Origin of the sequence: Demequina sp. (assembly GCF_016278765.1) — a bacterium.
In the GTDB taxonomy this organism is placed as follows: domain Bacteria; phylum Actinomycetota; class Actinomycetes; order Actinomycetales; family Demequinaceae; genus Demequina.
The window spans coordinates 1-16,763 of sequence record NZ_JADQBE010000020.1; the positions used below are offsets into that span (position 1 = coordinate 1).

19 protein-coding genes and 1 tRNA gene are annotated in these 16,763 nt (G+C 68.1%); 5 read left to right on the top strand and 15 right to left on the bottom strand.

Annotated elements, in window-relative coordinates; genetic code table 11:
* Both QZZ29_RS04120 and hemE read right to left on the bottom strand, forming a co-directional pair.
* On the bottom strand, window positions 1-671 hold a 671-nt coding region (locus QZZ29_RS04120; RefSeq protein ID WP_291381608.1), incomplete at its 3' end, for an FAD-dependent oxidoreductase.
* The gene (gene hemE / locus QZZ29_RS04125) at window positions 661-1,737 is read right to left on the bottom strand and encodes a uroporphyrinogen decarboxylase (protein ID WP_291381610.1); all 1,077 of its coding nucleotides are present in this window, start codon (window positions 1,735-1,737) and stop codon (window positions 661-663) included. The genes QZZ29_RS04120 and hemE, both read right to left, overlap by 11 nt.
* A gap of 42 nt (window positions 1,738-1,779) precedes the next feature.
* Between hemE and QZZ29_RS04130 the strand changes: the two genes are divergently transcribed.
* Window positions 1,780-3,072, top strand: a complete 1,293-nt coding sequence (locus QZZ29_RS04130; RefSeq protein WP_291381612.1) for a glutamyl-tRNA reductase — start codon at window positions 1,780-1,782, stop codon at window positions 3,070-3,072.
* An 18-nt stretch (window positions 3,073-3,090) separates the two neighbouring features.
* On the opposite strand, the gene QZZ29_RS04135 is transcribed toward QZZ29_RS04130, so the two are convergent.
* Window positions 3,091-4,449, bottom strand: a complete 1,359-nt coding sequence (locus tag QZZ29_RS04135) for a PhoH family protein (RefSeq protein ID WP_291381614.1) — start codon at window positions 4,447-4,449, stop codon at window positions 3,091-3,093.
* Window positions 4,450-4,675: 226 nt separating this feature from the next.
* Window positions 4,676-5,440: an isoprenyl transferase gene (locus tag QZZ29_RS04140; RefSeq protein WP_291381616.1), complete on the bottom strand. Its 765-nt coding sequence runs from the start codon at window positions 5,438-5,440 to the stop codon at window positions 4,676-4,678.
* 65 nt (window positions 5,441-5,505) lie between these two features.
* Between QZZ29_RS04140 and QZZ29_RS04145 the strand changes: the two genes are divergently transcribed.
* Complete coding sequence (locus QZZ29_RS04145; RefSeq protein WP_291381618.1) at window positions 5,506-6,201, top strand: hemolysin III family protein; 696 nt, start codon at window positions 5,506-5,508, stop codon at window positions 6,199-6,201.
* Here the strand turns inward: QZZ29_RS04145 and QZZ29_RS04150 are convergent.
* Entirely contained in the window at window positions 6,136-6,372 is a 237-nt protein-coding gene (locus QZZ29_RS04150; RefSeq protein ID WP_291381620.1) for a hypothetical protein, read from the bottom strand. The genes QZZ29_RS04145 and QZZ29_RS04150 overlap by 66 nt on opposite strands.
* A 20-nt stretch (window positions 6,373-6,392) precedes the next feature.
* Here QZZ29_RS04150 and QZZ29_RS04155 point away from each other — a divergent pair, with 20 nt between their 5' ends.
* A complete protein-coding gene (locus QZZ29_RS04155; protein ID WP_291381622.1) occupies window positions 6,393-6,782 on the top strand; it encodes a DUF4307 domain-containing protein in 390 nt (129 codons plus the stop codon).
* Between the two features lie 80 nt (window positions 6,783-6,862).
* Window positions 6,863-7,348 carry a transcription elongation factor GreA gene (greA, locus tag QZZ29_RS04160; protein ID WP_291381624.1) on the top strand — a complete coding sequence of 162 codons (486 nt, stop codon included), beginning with the start codon at window positions 6,863-6,865 and terminating at the stop codon, window positions 7,346-7,348.
* Between the two features lie 42 nt (window positions 7,349-7,390).
* Here the strand turns inward: greA and rlmC are convergent, their stop codons facing one another.
* Window positions 7,391-8,545 carry a 23S rRNA (uracil(747)-C(5))-methyltransferase RlmC gene (gene rlmC / locus QZZ29_RS04165; RefSeq protein ID WP_291381626.1) on the bottom strand — a complete coding sequence of 385 codons (1,155 nt, stop codon included), beginning with the start codon at window positions 8,543-8,545 and terminating at the stop codon, window positions 7,391-7,393.
* An 18-nt stretch (window positions 8,546-8,563) separates the two neighbouring features.
* The gene (locus QZZ29_RS04170; RefSeq protein ID WP_291381628.1) at window positions 8,564-9,814 is read right to left on the bottom strand and encodes an AI-2E family transporter; all 1,251 of its coding nucleotides are present in this window, start codon (window positions 9,812-9,814) and stop codon (window positions 8,564-8,566) included.
* A 71-nt stretch (window positions 9,815-9,885) separates the two neighbouring features.
* On the opposite strand from QZZ29_RS04170, the gene msrA reads away from it, so the two are divergent.
* Window positions 9,886-10,530, top strand: coding sequence for a peptide-methionine (S)-S-oxide reductase MsrA (gene msrA, locus QZZ29_RS04175; RefSeq protein ID WP_291381630.1), 645 nt, complete (start codon window positions 9,886-9,888; stop codon window positions 10,528-10,530).
* Window positions 10,531-10,549: 19 nt separating this feature from the next.
* Here the strand turns inward: msrA and QZZ29_RS04180 are convergent, their stop codons facing one another.
* The 8 genes from QZZ29_RS04180 to QZZ29_RS04215 all read right to left on the bottom strand — a co-directional run bounded on the left by QZZ29_RS04180 (window position 10,550) and on the right by QZZ29_RS04215 (window position 16,759).
* Window positions 10,550-11,530, bottom strand: a complete 981-nt coding sequence (locus QZZ29_RS04180) for an acetylxylan esterase (RefSeq protein WP_291381632.1) — start codon at window positions 11,528-11,530, stop codon at window positions 10,550-10,552.
* Window positions 11,531-11,560: 30 nt separating this feature from the next.
* Window positions 11,561-12,322 (bottom strand): Bax inhibitor-1/YccA family protein, encoded by a 762-nt coding sequence (locus QZZ29_RS04185; RefSeq protein ID WP_291381633.1) that lies wholly within the window; start codon window positions 12,320-12,322, stop codon window positions 11,561-11,563.
* Between the two features lie 72 nt (window positions 12,323-12,394).
* Window positions 12,395-12,468 (bottom strand) — tRNA-Leu (locus QZZ29_RS04190).
* Window positions 12,469-12,475: 7 nt separating this feature from the next.
* Window positions 12,476-13,429, bottom strand: coding sequence for a Ppx/GppA phosphatase family protein (locus QZZ29_RS04195; RefSeq protein ID WP_291381635.1), 954 nt, complete (start codon window positions 13,427-13,429; stop codon window positions 12,476-12,478).
* A gap of 10 nt (window positions 13,430-13,439) precedes the next feature.
* Window positions 13,440-13,964, bottom strand: a complete 525-nt coding sequence (locus QZZ29_RS04200) for a DUF501 domain-containing protein (RefSeq protein WP_291381637.1) — start codon at window positions 13,962-13,964, stop codon at window positions 13,440-13,442.
* Window positions 13,961-14,641: a septum formation initiator family protein gene (locus QZZ29_RS04205; RefSeq protein ID WP_291381638.1), complete on the bottom strand. Its 681-nt coding sequence runs from the start codon at window positions 14,639-14,641 to the stop codon at window positions 13,961-13,963. Before QZZ29_RS04205 ends, QZZ29_RS04200 begins: the two co-directional genes overlap by 4 nt.
* Window positions 14,642-14,736: 95 nt before the next feature.
* The gene (gene eno / locus QZZ29_RS04210) at window positions 14,737-16,020 is read right to left on the bottom strand and encodes a phosphopyruvate hydratase (RefSeq protein WP_291381639.1); all 1,284 of its coding nucleotides are present in this window, start codon (window positions 16,018-16,020) and stop codon (window positions 14,737-14,739) included.
* Between the two features lie 94 nt (window positions 16,021-16,114).
* Window positions 16,115-16,759: a hypothetical protein gene (locus tag QZZ29_RS04215; RefSeq protein ID WP_291381641.1), complete on the bottom strand. Its 645-nt coding sequence runs from the start codon at window positions 16,757-16,759 to the stop codon at window positions 16,115-16,117.
* Between the last annotated feature and the right edge of the window lie 4 nt (window positions 16,760-16,763).

The following is a 16,763-nucleotide window of genomic DNA, read 5'->3' on the forward strand; positions in this document are numbered from 1 at the left end:
GTGGCGACGCCGCCGACGAGACCCCGCACGGCCGCCCCGGGCGCGCCAAGCGAACGGCGCGATCGCGCGGCACGAATCAGCCCGCCGCGCGCACGCACGTCCTGTGCCAAGCCGGGCGCGATCGCGTTCATGGGCAGATCCTCTAGCGGTCGCGAGTACACGCCCGACATCACTGGCGCCAGCAGCCACTCGGTCGCCCGCCGCCCCAGCCGCGTTGCCGCGACCTCGCCGACGGTGACGGCGTCGCCGATGCGGGGCGTGGGCAGCACCAGATCAAGACTTGCCCGCAGCGATCCCCACCGGCCGAGCACGTGGCGCACGTCCGCGGCGAAGGGCTTGAGGGGAATCCCGAGCCACCCCGTGGCAGGAAGGGGGTAGGCCCGATCGGGCGCGATCACCCATGCGGGAGCCGCCGTGGGTGACGCGATCGCGTCGGCGAGACCCAGCTCCTCGCACAGGCGCTGCACCGCGTCGCCGCGTGTGGCGAAAGACTCTGCTCCGGCGTCGAGGGTGAGGCCCGCCACCTCCACGTGGCGCAGCCTGCCGCCGAGCGCATCGCCCTCCTCCACCAGCGTGACCCGGTTCCCCTCGCCCGCGAGACGCCGCGCCGCAAGCAGGCCCGCGATTCCGCCGCCAATCACCACCCACCGCTGGCCCAGTTCAGAGGGCATGGACGAGCTCCACGATGCGGGTGAGGACGGCCGGGTCAGCGTCGGGCGGCACTCCGTGACCCAGGTTGACCACGTGGGAGGGCGCGGCGCGGCCGCGGCGGACAACATCGCGCACGTGGGCCTCAATCACCTCCCACGGCGCGCCCAGCACGGCCGGGTCGATGTTGCCCTGCACGGGCACACCGGGAAGCCTCACCGCCGCCTCGTCAAGCGACACGGTCACGTCGATTCCCATCACGGTGGCGCCGGCGCCGCGCATGTCCTCCAGCAGGTGTCCCGTGTGAGTCCCAAAGTGAATGCGCGGCACGTCAAGGTCCGTCACGTAGCCGAACGCGCGGGCCGATGCGGGCGCGCAATGCTCCGCGTAACGATCGCGGGGCAGCGAGCCAGCCCACGAGTCGAACAACTGGACAGCGCTGGCGCCGGCGAGCACCTGCGCACGCAGGAAGAGCCCTGCCGCGTCCGCCGCCCACGCCATGAGCGCATCCCACGCGTGCGGGTCGCCAATCATCAGACGCCTGGCGGCCAGGTGGTCGCGCGACGGCCGTCCCTCGACCATGTAGGCGGCCAGCGTGAACGGCGCGCCCGCAAATCCGATCAGCGGCACGCTTCCCAATTGCTCGAGCGAGGCATCCACGGAAGCCCGCACCACGTCGAGTGCGCTGTCGAAGCTTCCCCGGTCGCCGGCCGCCCCGAGCGCGGGAAGCGCGGCAACATCGGCGGCCGTAGAGATCGGGTTCGCAAACACCGGTCCCACGCCCGGCTCGATCGTCACGTCCACCCCGGCCACCAGCAGCGGCACCACGATGTCGGAGAACAGGATGCCGGCGTCCACGCCATGGCGGCGCACGGGCTGGGCCGTGATCTCGCCCACGAGCGCCGGGTCGAGGCACGCCTCGAGCATCGCCGTTCCCTTGCGCGCCTCCCGGTACTCGGGAAGCGAGCGACCCGCCTGGCGCATGAACCACACCGGCGTGAGCTCCGGGCGGTCGCCCCGCAAGGCGCGCACCAAGGGTGAAGCCGACGCGGTACCGGCGATGAGTGGATGAACGTCGGGGAGAACCATGTCTTGATTCTCCACCACTCCCGGACGTGTCAGTATTGGTCCATGGCATTGCTGTCCCTCGTGGCGAGCCACCACAACAAAGACCTGAACACCCTGGAGCAGCTGAGCGTCGGCTCGGACCGCCTGGGGAGCGCCGTCATTGGCTCTACGGTGACCGGCGCCGTCGTGTTGCCCACCTGCAATCGCTTCGAGCTGTATCTCGACGTGGTTGACCCCGTCGTCGCTCGCGCCGAGGTGGTCGCCGCGCTGTCGTCCATGACGTCTCTCGACGTGGAGGTCATCGACGCTTCACTCTTGGCCTACGAGGGCGACGATGCGGTCGAGCACCTCATGTCGGTGACGTCCGGGCTCGAGTCGATGGTGGTGGGCGAACGCGAAATCTCCGGCCAGGTGCGCCGCGCCCACATCGATGCTCGTGAGGGTGGCCACCTGTCGCCCACGTTGGATCGCGTCTTCCAGTCGGCGCTGCGCACGTCGCGCGTCGTCGCGTCGTCCACCGGCCTGGGGACCTCCGGACGGTCCGTGCTGTCCGTCGCCTTCGACCTTGCCGATGCCACCGTCGCGTGGCGCGGGGCGAGCGCGCTCGTCGTGGGCACTGGAGCCCTCGCCGAGACGGGGATCGGCGTGCTGCGCGGTCGCGGCGCACGCGTGACAGGCGTGTATTCGCCCTCCGGTCACGCGGCCGGGCTTGCGGGACTCCACGACCTTGAGGTGGTGACGGACGAGGGCCTCGTGGCGGCGCTCGAAGAGGCGGATGTAGTACTCGCCTGCTCCGGCGGCGAGTCGATTGTGCTGACACCCGCACTCGTCGCGCAGGCGATGACCTCGCGTGGGCACTCGCTGACGCTGATCGACCTGGCGCTGCATCGCGACGTCGCCCCCGGCGTGGAGTCGCTGCGCGGCGTCCACGTGGTGCGGCTTGAGGATGTCAAGGCCCACGCTCCCGGCGAATCCCTGGTGGCGCTCGAGACTGCTCGCGCCATCGTCGCCCATGCCGTCGCCCGCTTCTCGACGAGCGAGTCGGGTCGATCGGTCGACCCCGCCATCGTCGCCTTGCGCGAGCACGTGTTCGGCCTGCTTGAGCGGGAGGTGGCACGAGTGCGGCCCGGCCCGGGCGCCGACCCTTCGGGCGACGCCCAGGCTACCGAGATCGAGGCGGCGCTCAGACACTTCGCCAAGGCGCTACTCCACACGCCCACCGTGCGCGCCAAGGAAATGGCAGAGTCCGGTCAGGCCGACAAATACAAGGATGCGCTCGGCATGCTGTACGGGCTCGACGTGGCGGTGCCCGACGACTCATGCCCGGCGCACGAGATCGACGTCTCAAGCGAGTAGCACCCCAGGGTTCGGACCCTAGAGGTCCAGGCGCTCCAGCATGTCCGTGACCAGAGCGGCCACCGCCGAGCGCTCCGAACGCTCGAGCGTCACGTGCGCGAACAGCGGGTGGCCCTTGAGCGCCTCGATCACCGCGGCAATGCCGTCATGGCGACCCACCCGCAGGTTGTCGCGCTGGGCGACGTCGTGGGTGAGCACCACCCTTGAGTCGCGGCCGATGCGGCTCAGCATCGTCAGCAGCACGTTGCGCTCGAGGGACTGGGCCTCATCCACGATCACGAAGGCGTCGTGAAGCGATCGTCCCCGAATGTGGGTGAGCGGCAGCACCTCGAGCATGCCCCGTGCCATGACCTCCTCGACCACCGCGGAGCTCACCACGGCGCCCAGGGTGTCGAACACGGCCTGTGCCCAGGGGTTCATCTTCTCCGCCTCGGAGCCGGGCAGGTACCCCAGCTCTTGGCCTCCCACGGCGTACAGCGGGCGGAACACCATGATCTTCTTGTGTTGGCGACGCTCCATCACGGCCTCGAGGCCTGCGCAGAGCGCCAGCGCCGACTTTCCGGTGCCCGCGCGCCCTCCCATGGAGACGATGCCGATGGTTTCGTCCATCAGCAGGTCGAGCGCGACCCGCTGCTCGGCGGAACGGCCGTGCAGCCCGAACACCTCAAGGTCTCCGCGCACCAATCTGACGGTGCCCTCCTCGGTGACTCGACCCAGCGCCGAGCCCCGCGCCGAATGCATCACGAGCCCGGTGTGGACCGGAAGCGACGCAACGTCTTCGCCGCAGTCGGCCGCATCGGGCGCCGCGATCGTCTCGGCCTCCCACAGGCCCGCCATCTCATCGTCACTCAGCTGGATTTCGCGCATGCCGGTCCAGCCGGAGTCCACCGCGAGTTCCGCCCTGTACTCCTCGGCATCCATGCCCAGCGCCGAGGCCTTGACGCGCATCGGCAGGTCCTTGGAGACCACGGTCACCGCGTTGCCTTCGGCACGCAGGTTCGCCGCCACGGTGAGGATCCGGGTGTCGTTGTCTCCCAAGCGGAACCCGCTGGGCAACACGTTCTGGTCGGTGTGGTTGAGTTCCACGCGTACCGTGCCGCCAGCATCGTTCACCGGAATCGGCTTGTCCAGAGTGCCGTGGTGGACCCGCAGGTCATCCAGGGCGCGTAGCGCCGAGCGGGCGAAGTAGCCCAGTTCCGGGTGGTGCCGTTTCGCCTCGAGTTCCGTGATGACGACGACAGGCAGGACCACGGAGTGCTCCGCGAAGCGCTTGAGAGCCCTCGGATCCGACAGGAGGACCGACGTGTCGAGTACGAAGGTGCGCACCGCCACTTCGGTGTGAGCAACGACGCTGGTCTCGGTGCTGGTGTGGGTCACGGGGTCTCCCGGCGGTATCAGGCCGCAGGGCACCCATCGCCCGGCGGCGATGGGGTCAGGACGGTCCCGGTTGGGGCCGCCTTAGGTGAAGTACCACATTGCCGACGGTACGCCGCAGCGAACCCAACACGACGAGACACGCCGCCCGTCACCTGTTCGTAACTCACGCCCACGCGGCCGGGCGTGGCGCGGGGGCGGTGGCCGCCGCACCGCAGTGGGAGGACCGCTATCGGCCGTGGCGACGCTCCCGCTGGGCGTAGCTGCGCAGCGCGCGCAGAAAGTCGACGCGGCGGAAGTCTGGCCAGTACGCATCACAGAAGTAGAACTCGGTGTGGGCGCTCTGCCACATGAGGAAGCCGCTCAAGCGCTGCTCGCCCGACGTGCGAATGACCAGATCCGGATCGGGTTGGCCCTTGGTGTACAGGTGCTCGGCGATGTGTTCCACCGAGAACTGCTTGGCGACCTCCTCCAGTGAGTGGCCCGCCGCAACACCCTCCAGCAGGAACGACCGGACGGCATCGGCAATCTCGTGTCGACCGCCGTAGCCCACGGCGACGTTGACGTGGAGTTCGGTGGCATCCTCAGTGGACTCGACCGCGGCATTCAAGCGCTGGGCGATGTCAGGCGGGAGCAGCGACGCGTCGCCCACGTGCTGAAGTCTCCACCGGCCGTCGCGCGCGAGCCGCTCCACAGCGTCCACGATGATCTCCAGCAGGTCGCTCAGCTCGTGCCCGTCACGTGCAAGGTTGTCGGTGGAGAGCAACCAGAGGGTCACCACCTCCACGCCGGCGTCCTTGGACCACTCGAGAACCTCGGTGATCTTGTCGGCACCGCGCTGGTGACCGTGTGCTGCCGATGTCCCGCTGAGTCTGGCCCAGCGGCGGTTGCCATCGAGGATGACGCCGATGTGGCGTGGCCCAGACCCGCGCGCCTTCAGGTCGCGCGACAGCAACGCCTCGTACCCGCGGTACGCCGCATCACGCAAGCCCATCGACACCCTCCGGACACGATGCTACGACGAATTGCGCGTTCGCCAACCTACGGTATCGTAAGTTTGTGGCCAAGACACCGTCGCCCGCTCCGGGCCAGACCCCCGTGCGCGATGACGCCCCGCCCACGATCGACAAGCCCCTACTACGCGGATGGCTGCACCTCGGAGCGGCGCCGCTGGTGCTCATCGGCGGCATGGTGCTCATGGTGTTTGCGCCCACCCTCGCGGGGCGCGTGTCGTCGGCAATCTTCACGCTCACGGCCGTGAACCTGTTCGGCACATCGGCCGTGTATCACCGCGGAAACTGGTCACCCAAGGCGCGAGCAGTCCTGCGCCGCATGGACCACGCGAACATCTTCCTGATCATCGCCGGAACCTATACACCCCTGTGCGTGATCCTGCTCGATCGGGACACCGCCACCGTCGCCCTGTCGATCGTCTGGACCGGCGCGGTGCTGGGCCTGCTGTCGCGCATTCTGTTCCTCAACGCGCCCCGGTGGGTGTACGTGCCCATGTACGTTGCCCTCGGATGGGTAGCCGTGGCCTACATCGGCCCGTTCTACGACGCCGGCGGTGGGGCCGTGGTCGCGCTCATCGGCGCGGGCGGCGTGTGCTACACCGTGGGGGCCGTGTTCTACGGCTTCAAGTGGCCCGGAGCGTCAGCGCGCTACTTCGGCTACCACGAGATCTTCCACTCACTCACTGTCGCCGGATTCGCGTGCCACTACATCGCCGCCGCCCTCGCGGTCTTCGGAGCCTGAACTCTTCATCCTCAGTTCCTCTCGAGCGCGCTCCTCGTCCCTGCGGATCTTGCGCAAGTGCTTGGACAGCGACCGATAGATCACAATCACCGCAAGTGCCATCACGAACGTCGCGAGAAAACCCCAGAAACCGGGGCCGACTTGGTAATACCGAGGATCAAAGGCGGACACGGGGTCTATCCTGCCTCACAATGACTCTTGACGAATCCCTCGACGACGACGCTCCGACCAGAGCGCGCCTGTCGACGCGTGCCCGCTGGCTGGTAGGCATCGGCCTGGCGGCACTCATCGGCCTGGCCAGTGTGTGGGGGTGGTGGATTGCGGACCAGCCGGTGCGCTGGCAGGAGGTCGGATTTGAGATCATCTCGCCCACCGCCGCGACCGTCACCTACGACGTGTTCCTGTACGGCGACCAGCCCGCCACCTGCCACCTGCGGGCGCTCAACGTGCGGTTTGCCGAGGTGGGCGTGACCACCGCACACTTCGACCCCGCCGACGGTGCTGAGCAGCGCGTCACCACCCCCATCGTCACCACCGAAGAGGCGACAACCGCCTTGGTGCACTACTGCGAGGCCGACTAAGTCACCCGCGCGCCACACGGCGTGTTTGTGGTCGTGGCGATCTATTCGTTAGCCTTGACCACTTCGCCAAGAAGGAAGAGATGATGACCGAGCAGACCAGTACCTGGCTGACCCAAGAGGCTTACGACCGCCTTCAGCAGGAGTACGACCACCTCATCACGGTGGGGCGCGTCGACATCGCCAACGAAATCGACGAGCGCCGCCAAGAGGGAGACCTCAAGGAAAACGGGGGCTACCACGCCGCCCGCGAGGAGCAGGGCAAGCAAGAGGCCCGCATCAAGCAGCTCCGCGGCATCCTCGAGTCGGCCCACGTCGGCGAGCCGTCCCAGGACGGCACCGTCCAGTCCGGGTCGGTGGTGACCGCCAAGGTTGCGGGCAGCCAGATGCGCTTCCTCGTGGGCTCCCGCGAGGTCGCCGTCGGAACCGACCTCGACGTGTTCAGCGCGCAGTCTCCGCTGGGTGAGGCACTCATCGGCAAGAAGGTGGGCGACAGCACGTCCTACCAGGCTCCGAATGGCAATGACATCGAGGTCGACATCATCGAGGTCGAACCCTTCGTTCCATAGCGCGCCACCGGCGCCCACGTCCGGGGCGCTCCGCGCCCATGCTCAGTGCCGCTTGAGCAGCACAACTGCCTCGAAATGCTCGGTGTGCGGGAACATGTCCAGCAGCCTGCCCCTCACGGGCACGAGCGACGGCATGGCTGCCAGGTCCCGCGCGAGCGTGACCGCGTTGCAGCTCGAGTAGACCACACGGCCCACGCCGCTGGATTCGAGCCATCCGGCCAGTGCGGCTCCCAGGCCACGCCGAGGCGGGTTCACGATGACCACGTCGGGAGCGGCGTGAGTTTCGGCCCACGCCGGCGCGTCGGCGACCACAAAATGGGCGTCGGCGGCCCCAGGCACACCCCGGCCCGCCATCTGTGCGGCCGTGCCGCGCGCGCTGAGCACGGCCTGTTCCGACGATTCGATGCCGGTGACGGTGCGGCCGTCGGCAAGACAGTGGAGCGCGAAGCCTCCGACGCCGCAGTACAGGTCCCACACGGAAACCGGGAGCGACTCCCCAACCCACTGTGCCACCTGCGCGTACAGCGCCCGGGCCACGTCGGTGTTGGTCTGGAAGAAGCTTTGCGGGCGTAGGCGCAGGTCCACAGATCCGAGATCCATGTGCAGTTCGTCGCGCTCCGTGAGGACGATCTCGACATCGCCTTCCACGACGGCACGATGCTCGGGGAGCACGTTGACGGTCACCACGACCAGCGCGGGCAACTGCTCTTGCAACCAAGCGAGGTGCTTGCGGATCCGCGCCAACGCTTCGGTGGAGCGCAACACGAATCGGGCCATCAGCTCGCCTGCCGGCGATGCGGTCAGGATGATGTGCTTCAGTTCCCCGCGCCGCTCGGGCACGCTGTACGGCCGCAAGGCAGCCACCGTGACAAAGGTCGCGAGGATCGGAAACGCCGCGGTCAGCGCGGGGTCGTACAGCGGACAGTCCCGGAGGTCCACCCCATGGCCGGCAGCGTCGAGGATGCCGACCGTCGGCTCCTCAATCGTGCCCGCCACCACCATCTTCGCCTTAGTGCGGAACCCCGACTCGGGGCCGACCACCGGCTCCCGCCACGCGATGGCGGAGGCCGCGTCTCCCAGCGCCGCGGACAGCAGGCGTTCGAGCGCGTCCTGCTTGGACGCGACTTGCCGCGGGTAGGGCGTCTCGATGAGCGTGCAGGAACGACACCGGCCGGAATCGTAGGCGAGACACTCCACGGCGAACGGAAGCGCGCGTCAGCGCTTGCGGCGCTTGCGCACCTTGATTTGCGAGGTGGTGACCTTGGTGCGCGCGCGCCTGAACGCCTCCTTGGACTTCTCCGCGATCAGGGGGATCTGACCGGTGATCGGGAACTCGTCCTCGCGCGACAGGATGAACTCCTTGTGCAGGCCGCGCGCGAACGCCACCGTGAACGCGAGGATCGGCACGGCGATGACCGCGCCGGCGAGGCCCGCCAGGAGCGTGCCGGCCGCCACGGCCAGCAGGATAGCCATGGGATGCACCGAGGCGGCCTTGCCGAACAACCACGGATAGAGGATGTTGCCTTCGGTCTGCTGGACGAACAGGACGACCAGCAACATCAGCAGGGCCGTCACCCAGCCGCCATCGACGAGCGCCACCAGCACCGCCACGGCGCCGGAGATCCCCGCGCCAAAGAGGGGGATGAACGAGAACATGAACACCGCGATGGCGATGGGAAGCGCCAACGGGACGCCGAGGATCCAGGCGCCGGTGCCGATGCCGACGGCGTCGATGAAGGCGACGAATACCGATGTCTGCGTGTAGCGCCGCAGGGTGGTCCAGCCCGCCCGGCCCGCGCGGTCCATGCTGACGCGCCCACGCTTGGGCGCAAGGCTCACGAAGAAGCCCCACATCTGGGCGCCGTCGCGCAAGAAGAAGTAGAGGGACAGCAGCGCGAGCACCACTCCGGCCGCGAGCGCACCCAGTGTCCCCGTGACGCTCCAGGCACCCGAGGCGAGGCCCCACGCATTGTCGCGAGCGGCGTTCATGATCTGGTCGACCGTGCCATTGACTTGGTCGCTCGACACGTGCAGCGGACCGTCGACGAGCCACGTGACCAGCGTGTCAAAACCCTCGGCGGCGGATTGGCGTAGCGAGTCGAAGCCGCTGATGACCGACGTGCCGATGGCCACTGCGAGGCCGAGCACGACGGTCACGAGCAGCAGCACGGCGATCGCGGCGCCGAGTCCCCGCGGAATCTTCCTCCGGTGCATCCAACTCACCAGGCGTTCGAGGGGGGCGGCGATGAGCAGTGCGATCACGAGAGGTAGCACCACGGGGCTCAGCAACGCCAGCACGTTTCCGATCGCGATGACCACAATGCCGACCACGATGATGCGCCAAGACCACGCGCCCGCGACCCTCAAGGACAAGGGAACGGTCGTGACGACGCTGTCTTCGGTGCTTCCGATCACGTCTTCGACCGCGCCCGCAGCCTCTTCGGGAGTGAACTCGTCTGACGCCATGAACCGAGCGTATCGCGGGCACTGGAACACAACCGATACCCCACGACGTTGAAGGATCGGAGGTGCATCACATGCTCGGTGTGACGAAGACACAGATGGTGACCAAGGACAAGGCCCTGGTGGGGCGCGACACCCCGTTGCGGGTCGCGGATCGCCACGCGGTGCTGGGAACGCCGCTGCAGGGTCCGTGGCCCGAGGGCTTCGCGGTCCTGTATGTCGGGATGGGATGTTTCTGGGGCGCGGAGCGCATCTTCTGGCAGATCGACGGCGTGCACTCCACCGCCGCCGGGTACATCGGCGGTTGGACCAAGAACCCCACATACCAGGAAACGTGCACGTCACTTACGGGCCACACGGAAGCCGTCCAGGTGGTGTACGACCCCGCCAAGGTCTCGGTGGAGACGCTGCTCGCGGCATTCTGGGAGAACCACGACCCGACCACCCCCAACCGTCAGGGCGGGGATGTGGGCACCCAGTATCGGTCCGCGATCTTCGCGACGACGCCCGAGCAGTTGACCGCCGCCGCCGCCTCCCGCGACACGTACCAGGCGCGACTCGCGAGCGAGGGCTTTGGGGAGATCTCCACGCAGATCGACATGGTCGACTCTGCGGGAGACGGCGAGTTCTACTACGCCGAGGACTACCACCAGCAATACCTGCACAAGAATCCCGGCGGCTACTGCAACCACGGCTTCTGCCAGGTCAGCTACGCGTGACGCCCCCTGGGCGCTGGCGTCAGCCCAGGACGTCGGCTAAGAAGTCCACCTGCTTGACGGTCTGGTGCGCCTGGCCGCCCTCATGTCCGTTGTACGGATAGACCTCAATCTGCTTTGCCGCGGACTCGGACGGGCCCCCGTACCAATTGAAGGCGGCGAACACCGTCGACGGCGGGCTGACGTCGTCCCTGAGGGCCACCGACCACAGCGACGGGACGGCGGCACGCTTCGCAAAGTTCACGCCGTCAACGTACGACAGCGTGGCAAGAGCGCGATCGGCGATGTCGCGGTGCACCGACAGATACTGCGTGATCTCGGCGTACGGCATGGTGTCCACGAGTTCGATCGCACGCTCAACGTGACACAGGAAGGGAACGTCGGGCATGACCGCCGCGAGGTCGGGCACAAGTCCCGCCACGCCGAGCGCCACGCCGCCGCCCTGCGAGGCGCCCTTGAAGGCGATGCGCGACGCGTCGATGCCGGGTAGCGTGCGGACGGCGTCGACCGCGCGCACCGCGTCGGTGATGACCCGCCGGTAGTAGTACGTGCCGGGGTCGAGGATGCCGCGCGTCATGTATCCCGGCAGGGCCTGCTCCGCGCCGACGGGGTCGGGCGTGTCTCCACCGCTGCCCCACGCACTGCCCTGGCCGCGGGTATCGATGAACATGTATGCGTAGCCCGCGGACGGCCACAGGGTGTGCTCGATTGCGAGCCCGCGGCCGCCGCCGTAGCCCGCCATCTCGAGCACGCAAGGCAACTCGCCAGCAGCGCCCGCGGGGCGGGCAAGCCAGGCCCTGATCGGGTGCCCCCCAAAGCCGGGGAAGGTGAGATCGGTGGTCTCGACGCCCGCGAGCCGCAGCACGTCGCCACAGACGACGTCACCCCCGGCCGCGCGCGCCTCGGCAACCGTCGCGGTCCAGAACTCATCGAAGTCGACCGGCTCGCGCACCTCCGGCTTGTACTCGCGCAACTGGGCAAGCGGGAGGTCATACAGCGCCATGGCGGTTGTCTCCGGGTGGGGCGGGTGTGGTCAGCGGCGCAAGTAGCTCAGCAGGCGCAGCATCTCGATGTAGATCCAGATGATCGCGAACACCAGCCCATAGGCGGCGCTCCACTCCCACTTCGCGGGCAGGCCCTTGATCACGCCGTTCTCCACAAAGTCGAAGTCGCTGATCAGCATGAGCGCGCCGATGGTAATGGCGAACAGCGACAGGATGAGGCCCAGGTTGACCCCAAGCCCGCCGATCTCCACCTCGCGCATGTTGAAGCCGCCGAACATCACCATGGCGACGTTCACGAGCGAGAACACCACGTACGCGGGTACGGCGATCGCCAAGAACTTGCGGATCTTGGCCGAGCCCCGGATCCAGCCCATGCGGTAGGCAGTCAGCGCACTCGCAAAGACGATCGCGGTGGCGACGAGCGCCTGCAGAATGATGCCGCCGTAGGCCGCCTCGTAGTACACCGACATGCCGCCGGCCGCGCCGCCGAACAGGGCAATGGTGATTGTCATCAGGCCCGGCTTGGGCTGGTGGCGCGTGCCGAACGCCACGACGAGGCTCATGGCGAAGGCGGCGAACGAGATGGGAAGCGTGAGCCCGGGAATCACCATGCCGACAAACACGGCCGACGCCGCGGCGACGAGGAACAGGGAGGCCGCCTTGGCAATGGTGCCCTCGTACGTCATGCGGTCGTGGGCGCCCTCGATGCCGGTGCGTTGCGCGTCAGTCTCGAAGCCGACGGGCGTGCCCGCGGTGAATTCCTTGGTGTTCGAAAAAACGGGGTTGGACACATTTCCTCCTAGGGGGTGCGCTTGAGAGTCTAACGAGCGACGACACTGCGCAGTGCCCTTGGACTGCGCATGTGCCCCCGGCGGGATTTGAACCCGCACTGTGCCGATTTTAAGTCGGCTGCCTCTGCCAGTTGGGCTACGGGGGCGGCGGGGCTACCGTGCGAGCTGCGCCGCGGAGAACGCGATGCCATCGAGGATGTCGTGCTCGCTGGTGACCACATGGGGTAACTCGCCGCCGGCGTCGCGCACGGCGGTACGGACCCTGCCCATGAGCGTGTGCCATACGAGCGCTCCAGCACCGATGACGTCGATGCGGCCGGGGTGCATGAAGCCGAGCGCGGCGCGAGACGCGTGCGACGCGTGCAGCAGTTCGTCGCACGCCTTCATGGCGGCATCGATGGGCAGGACGGCCCCATTGATGCGGTCGCGATCATAGGAGTGCAGGCCGAGCGCGTGAGCAGTCACCGTCGTAATCGAACCGGCAAGGCCCACCAGGGTGCGCGTGCGGCCCACTGGCACTCCCTCAAAGGCGGCGTCGATCGCCGCGTGAATGTCTCTCACGGCGTCCGCGATCTCGTCGGGCTCGGGCGGATCGGAGACGAGGTGTCGTTCGGTCATGCGCACGCAGCCCACCTCCATCGAGTGCGAGAACTCGGGGTGTGCGGTGCCCAGCACCACCTCGGTCGAGCCTCCGCCGAGATCCACCACCAGATACGGCGCGTCGTGGCTGGCGTCCAGCACCGACGTGGCGCCACGGAAACTCAGTTCCGCCTCTTCATGGCCCGAGATCACCTCGGGAACCACCCCCAGGCGCTCGCTCACGCCATCGAGAAACTGTTGCCGGTTGCGGGCGTCACGGGTAGCCGAGGTGGCCACAAAGCGACTGGCCTCGACGCCGTGCTCGTGGCACAAGGCTGCGGCCTCATCCACCGCGGCAAACGTCCGGTCGAGGGCGTCGGCCGCGAACTCACCCGTCCTGTCCACGCCCTGACCCAGGCGGACCACGGTCATGGTGCGCACCACATCGGTGAGGTGCCCGTCCGCAACATCGGCGATCAGGAGGCGGAGGGAGTTGGTACCGCAATCCACGGCTGCGACGCGAGTCATGCGTCCCACCCTAGCCGCGCTCGACGTCAACAGAACGCGAGCGCGGCTGGTCACATGCGCACCGGTCCGGACGCCAGCGGTCGGCCATCAGTGCCAGTGCCTCATCGCCCAACGGGTTCACCCCCGGGCCCGCAGCGAGCGCGTGGCCTACGAGCACGTGCAGGCACTTGACTCGATCGGGCATGCCGCCAGCAGAGATGCCGTGGATCTGTTCCACGTCCTCGACCGCGTAGCGCTCCTCGAGGTAGCGCTCGTGCGCCGCCTTGTACGCCGCCGCCAGCCGCTCGTCCTCGCCCAGCCGCTCCTGCATCGGGCGCATGGCGCCGGTGGCCTCGAGGGTGGAGGTCGCCGCGACTGCGCCCGGATGAGTCAGGTAGTACAGCGTGGGGAAAGGGGTGCCGTCTGGCAGCCGGGGAGCCGTCTTGACGACGGTGGGGTTGCCGCACGCGCAACGCGCCGCCACGGCCACCACGCCCCGCGGCGCGCGACCCAGTTGGGCGCGCAGGGTCTCGATGTCTTCAGGGGCGACGCTCACCCGCCCAATTCTATGGGCGTGCCCGACGAGGACGGCGCGGGATCCGCTGTCTGTGCGGGGACCGTGCTCGTCAGCGCGGGAGCGTCGGCGCCCTCGCCCACCTCCTGGATCGACGCCCACATCGTGTGGTACCACGGCCCCTCGGTGGCGCCGGTCTCGCCGGCACGCACGGCATCGACCGAACCCACCGCAGCGGGTCGCGCCACCTCCGGATCCACCACCCGATACGGGGTCTCGCCTGGGAAGACGTAGGCCAGCCGCTCACGGGCTTGCGCCACCACAAAGGCCGGGTCGTTCCAGCGCTCCAACTGCGCGTTGAGGTCGTCCACCTGTGTTTGAGCGGCGTCGCGCTCTGCCTGTAGATCGTTGATCTGCGCGCGCTGGTCCAGGTATACCCTCACCGACGGCAGCACGAGCGCAAAGGCAAGCCCCACAACGCCCGCGAGCACCAGAGTGCGCCATGACAGCATGGCCGCGAGTGACCCGCGCGCGGGCGCCGCCTGGATCGCGGGCTTGACCTTGGGCGCGCTTCCTGACGATGCGCCCTGACCCGGGCGGGAGGGCGGAGCCGTGCTCACACCGCCCCCGCGCGGCGCGGCCGAGCGCGACGAACCCGTGCGCAACGATCCGCTGCGCGCAGACGTACGCGGCGCGCCGGGACGGGTGGGGGCAGACATGCCCTCATTGTCCTGGCGCGCCGCGCGCGTGGGGCGGTGACTCGCGGAGAGTCACCTGTGTTCAGGTGGTCGCCAGCTGAGCGCGGGCGTCCTGCTTACTTGCCGTAGCGGCGGGGGAAGGAGGACTTGCCCGCGTATACCGCGGCGTCGTCCAGTTCCTCCTCGATGCGCATCAGCTGGTTGTACTTGTTGATGCGCTCGCCACGTGCCGGCGCGCCCGTCTTGATCTGCCCGGAGTTGTACGCCACGGATAGGTCCGCGATCGTGACATCTTCGGTCTCACCCGAGCGGTGCGACACCATGGCGGTGAAGCCCGCGCGCTGAGCCATGGTCACGGCGTCGGAGGTCTCGGACAGCGTGCCGATCTGGTTGAGCTTCACGAGCAGCGAGTTGGCCGCGGCCTCTTCGATGCCCCTCTTGAGGCGCACCGGGTTGGTCACGAACAGGTCGTCGCCGACGATCTGGGTCTTGGTGCCGACGGACGCGGTCAGTGCCGTCCAGTTCTCCCAGTCGTCCTCGTCCAGCGGGTCCTCGATGGACACGAGCGGGTAGTCGGACACGAGGCCCTCGTAGAATTCGATCATCTCGGCGGCCGACTTCTGGCCGCCCTCCCACTGGTACGAACCGTCCGTGTAGAACTCGGAGGCGGCCACGTCCAGCGCGAGCGCCACGTCGTCGCCCGGCGTGAAGCCCGCCTTCTCGATGGCGACCAGGATCAGGTCGAGAGCCTCGCGGTTGGAGTCGAGGTTGGGGGCGAAGCCACCCTCGTCACCGAGTCCGGTGGCCAGCCCGCGCTCCTTGAGCACCGACTTCAGGGAGTGGTAGACCTCGGCACCCATGCGCAACGCCTCACGGAACGATGAAGCGCCCACGGGGGCGATCATGAATTCCTGGATGTCCACGTTCGAGTCGGCGTGCGAGCCGCCGTTCAGGATGTTCATCATGGGGACTGGCAGCACATGCGCGTTGGGTCCGCCCACGTAGCGGAACAGGGCCAGGTCGGCGCTGTCGGCGGCGGCCTTGGCGACGGCGAGAGACACGCCGAGGATCGCGTTTGCGCCCAGCTTGCTCTTGTTGTCCGTGCCGTCCAGGTCGATCATGATCTGGTCGATGAGGCGCTGCTCCGTGGCGTCGAGGCCGACCACCTCGGGGGCGATCTCGTCGATGACGGCGTCAACCGCCTGCTCGACGCCCTTGCCCAGGTAACGGCCCTTGTCGCCATCGCGGCGCTCGACAGCTTCGAAAGCACCGGTGGAGGCACCCGAGGGGACCGCTGCACGCGCGAACGTGCCGTCCTCAAGAGCAACCTCGACCTCAACTGTGGGGTTGCCGCGCGAGTCGAGAATCTCGCGGGCGCCGACGGCCTCAATGCTGGCCATGTTGCTCCTATCGTTGTGCCGCGTGAGCGGCCATCTATGGGGTTCTCCCCCGTGAGTCTATCGAGGTGAGTTCAGTCCCGCCGGGCCACAGTACCTAGGCGGAAGCGCCGTCCGTGGCGGCGGGTTCACCCATCCACTCGCGCTGCGCAATCGGGCTGAAACCGTTGACACTCTTGAGCACGAGGTAGCTGATTTGCCCCTGGGCACCGGAGTAATTGGTGATGTCTGCGATCGCTGCGGCAATGCTGTCCGCGAACACCGCTTGCGAGAAGGCGCCGTACTCGGGGCTCACCTCCGCACGGGTTTCCAACCCGGCGAGCGCGTCCAACACGGGTTGAGTGAAGGTCAAGGTGGTGTCGTTGGCCGGAACGGCCTGCGTCGCCAGGGCGCGGACCGTGCGCACCACAGCAATCTGATCGTCCGTCACATCCGTGATCGGCCTGCCCGTGGCGAGCGCCCAGTAGACGGCATCCTGCGCGATCCGTTCATCGGTGACGACATTGCCGTCGGCGATGGATGCCTGCTCGACGATCGGCTGCAGCAACAGCAACGTCAGGACGTCCCCGGGACGGTCTTGGAATCCGAGGTCCTGCAGCGCTGTCGACCACGCGCCCACCTCTTCGTTGGTGACGGTGTTGCCGTCGAACACTGCGGCGGTGCCGGGTCGAGCGGGCTGGCCGGTGACGGCACATGCGCTGAGGACAAGGGTCAACAGGAGTGCGGCGGAGATGCGCTTCATGTCT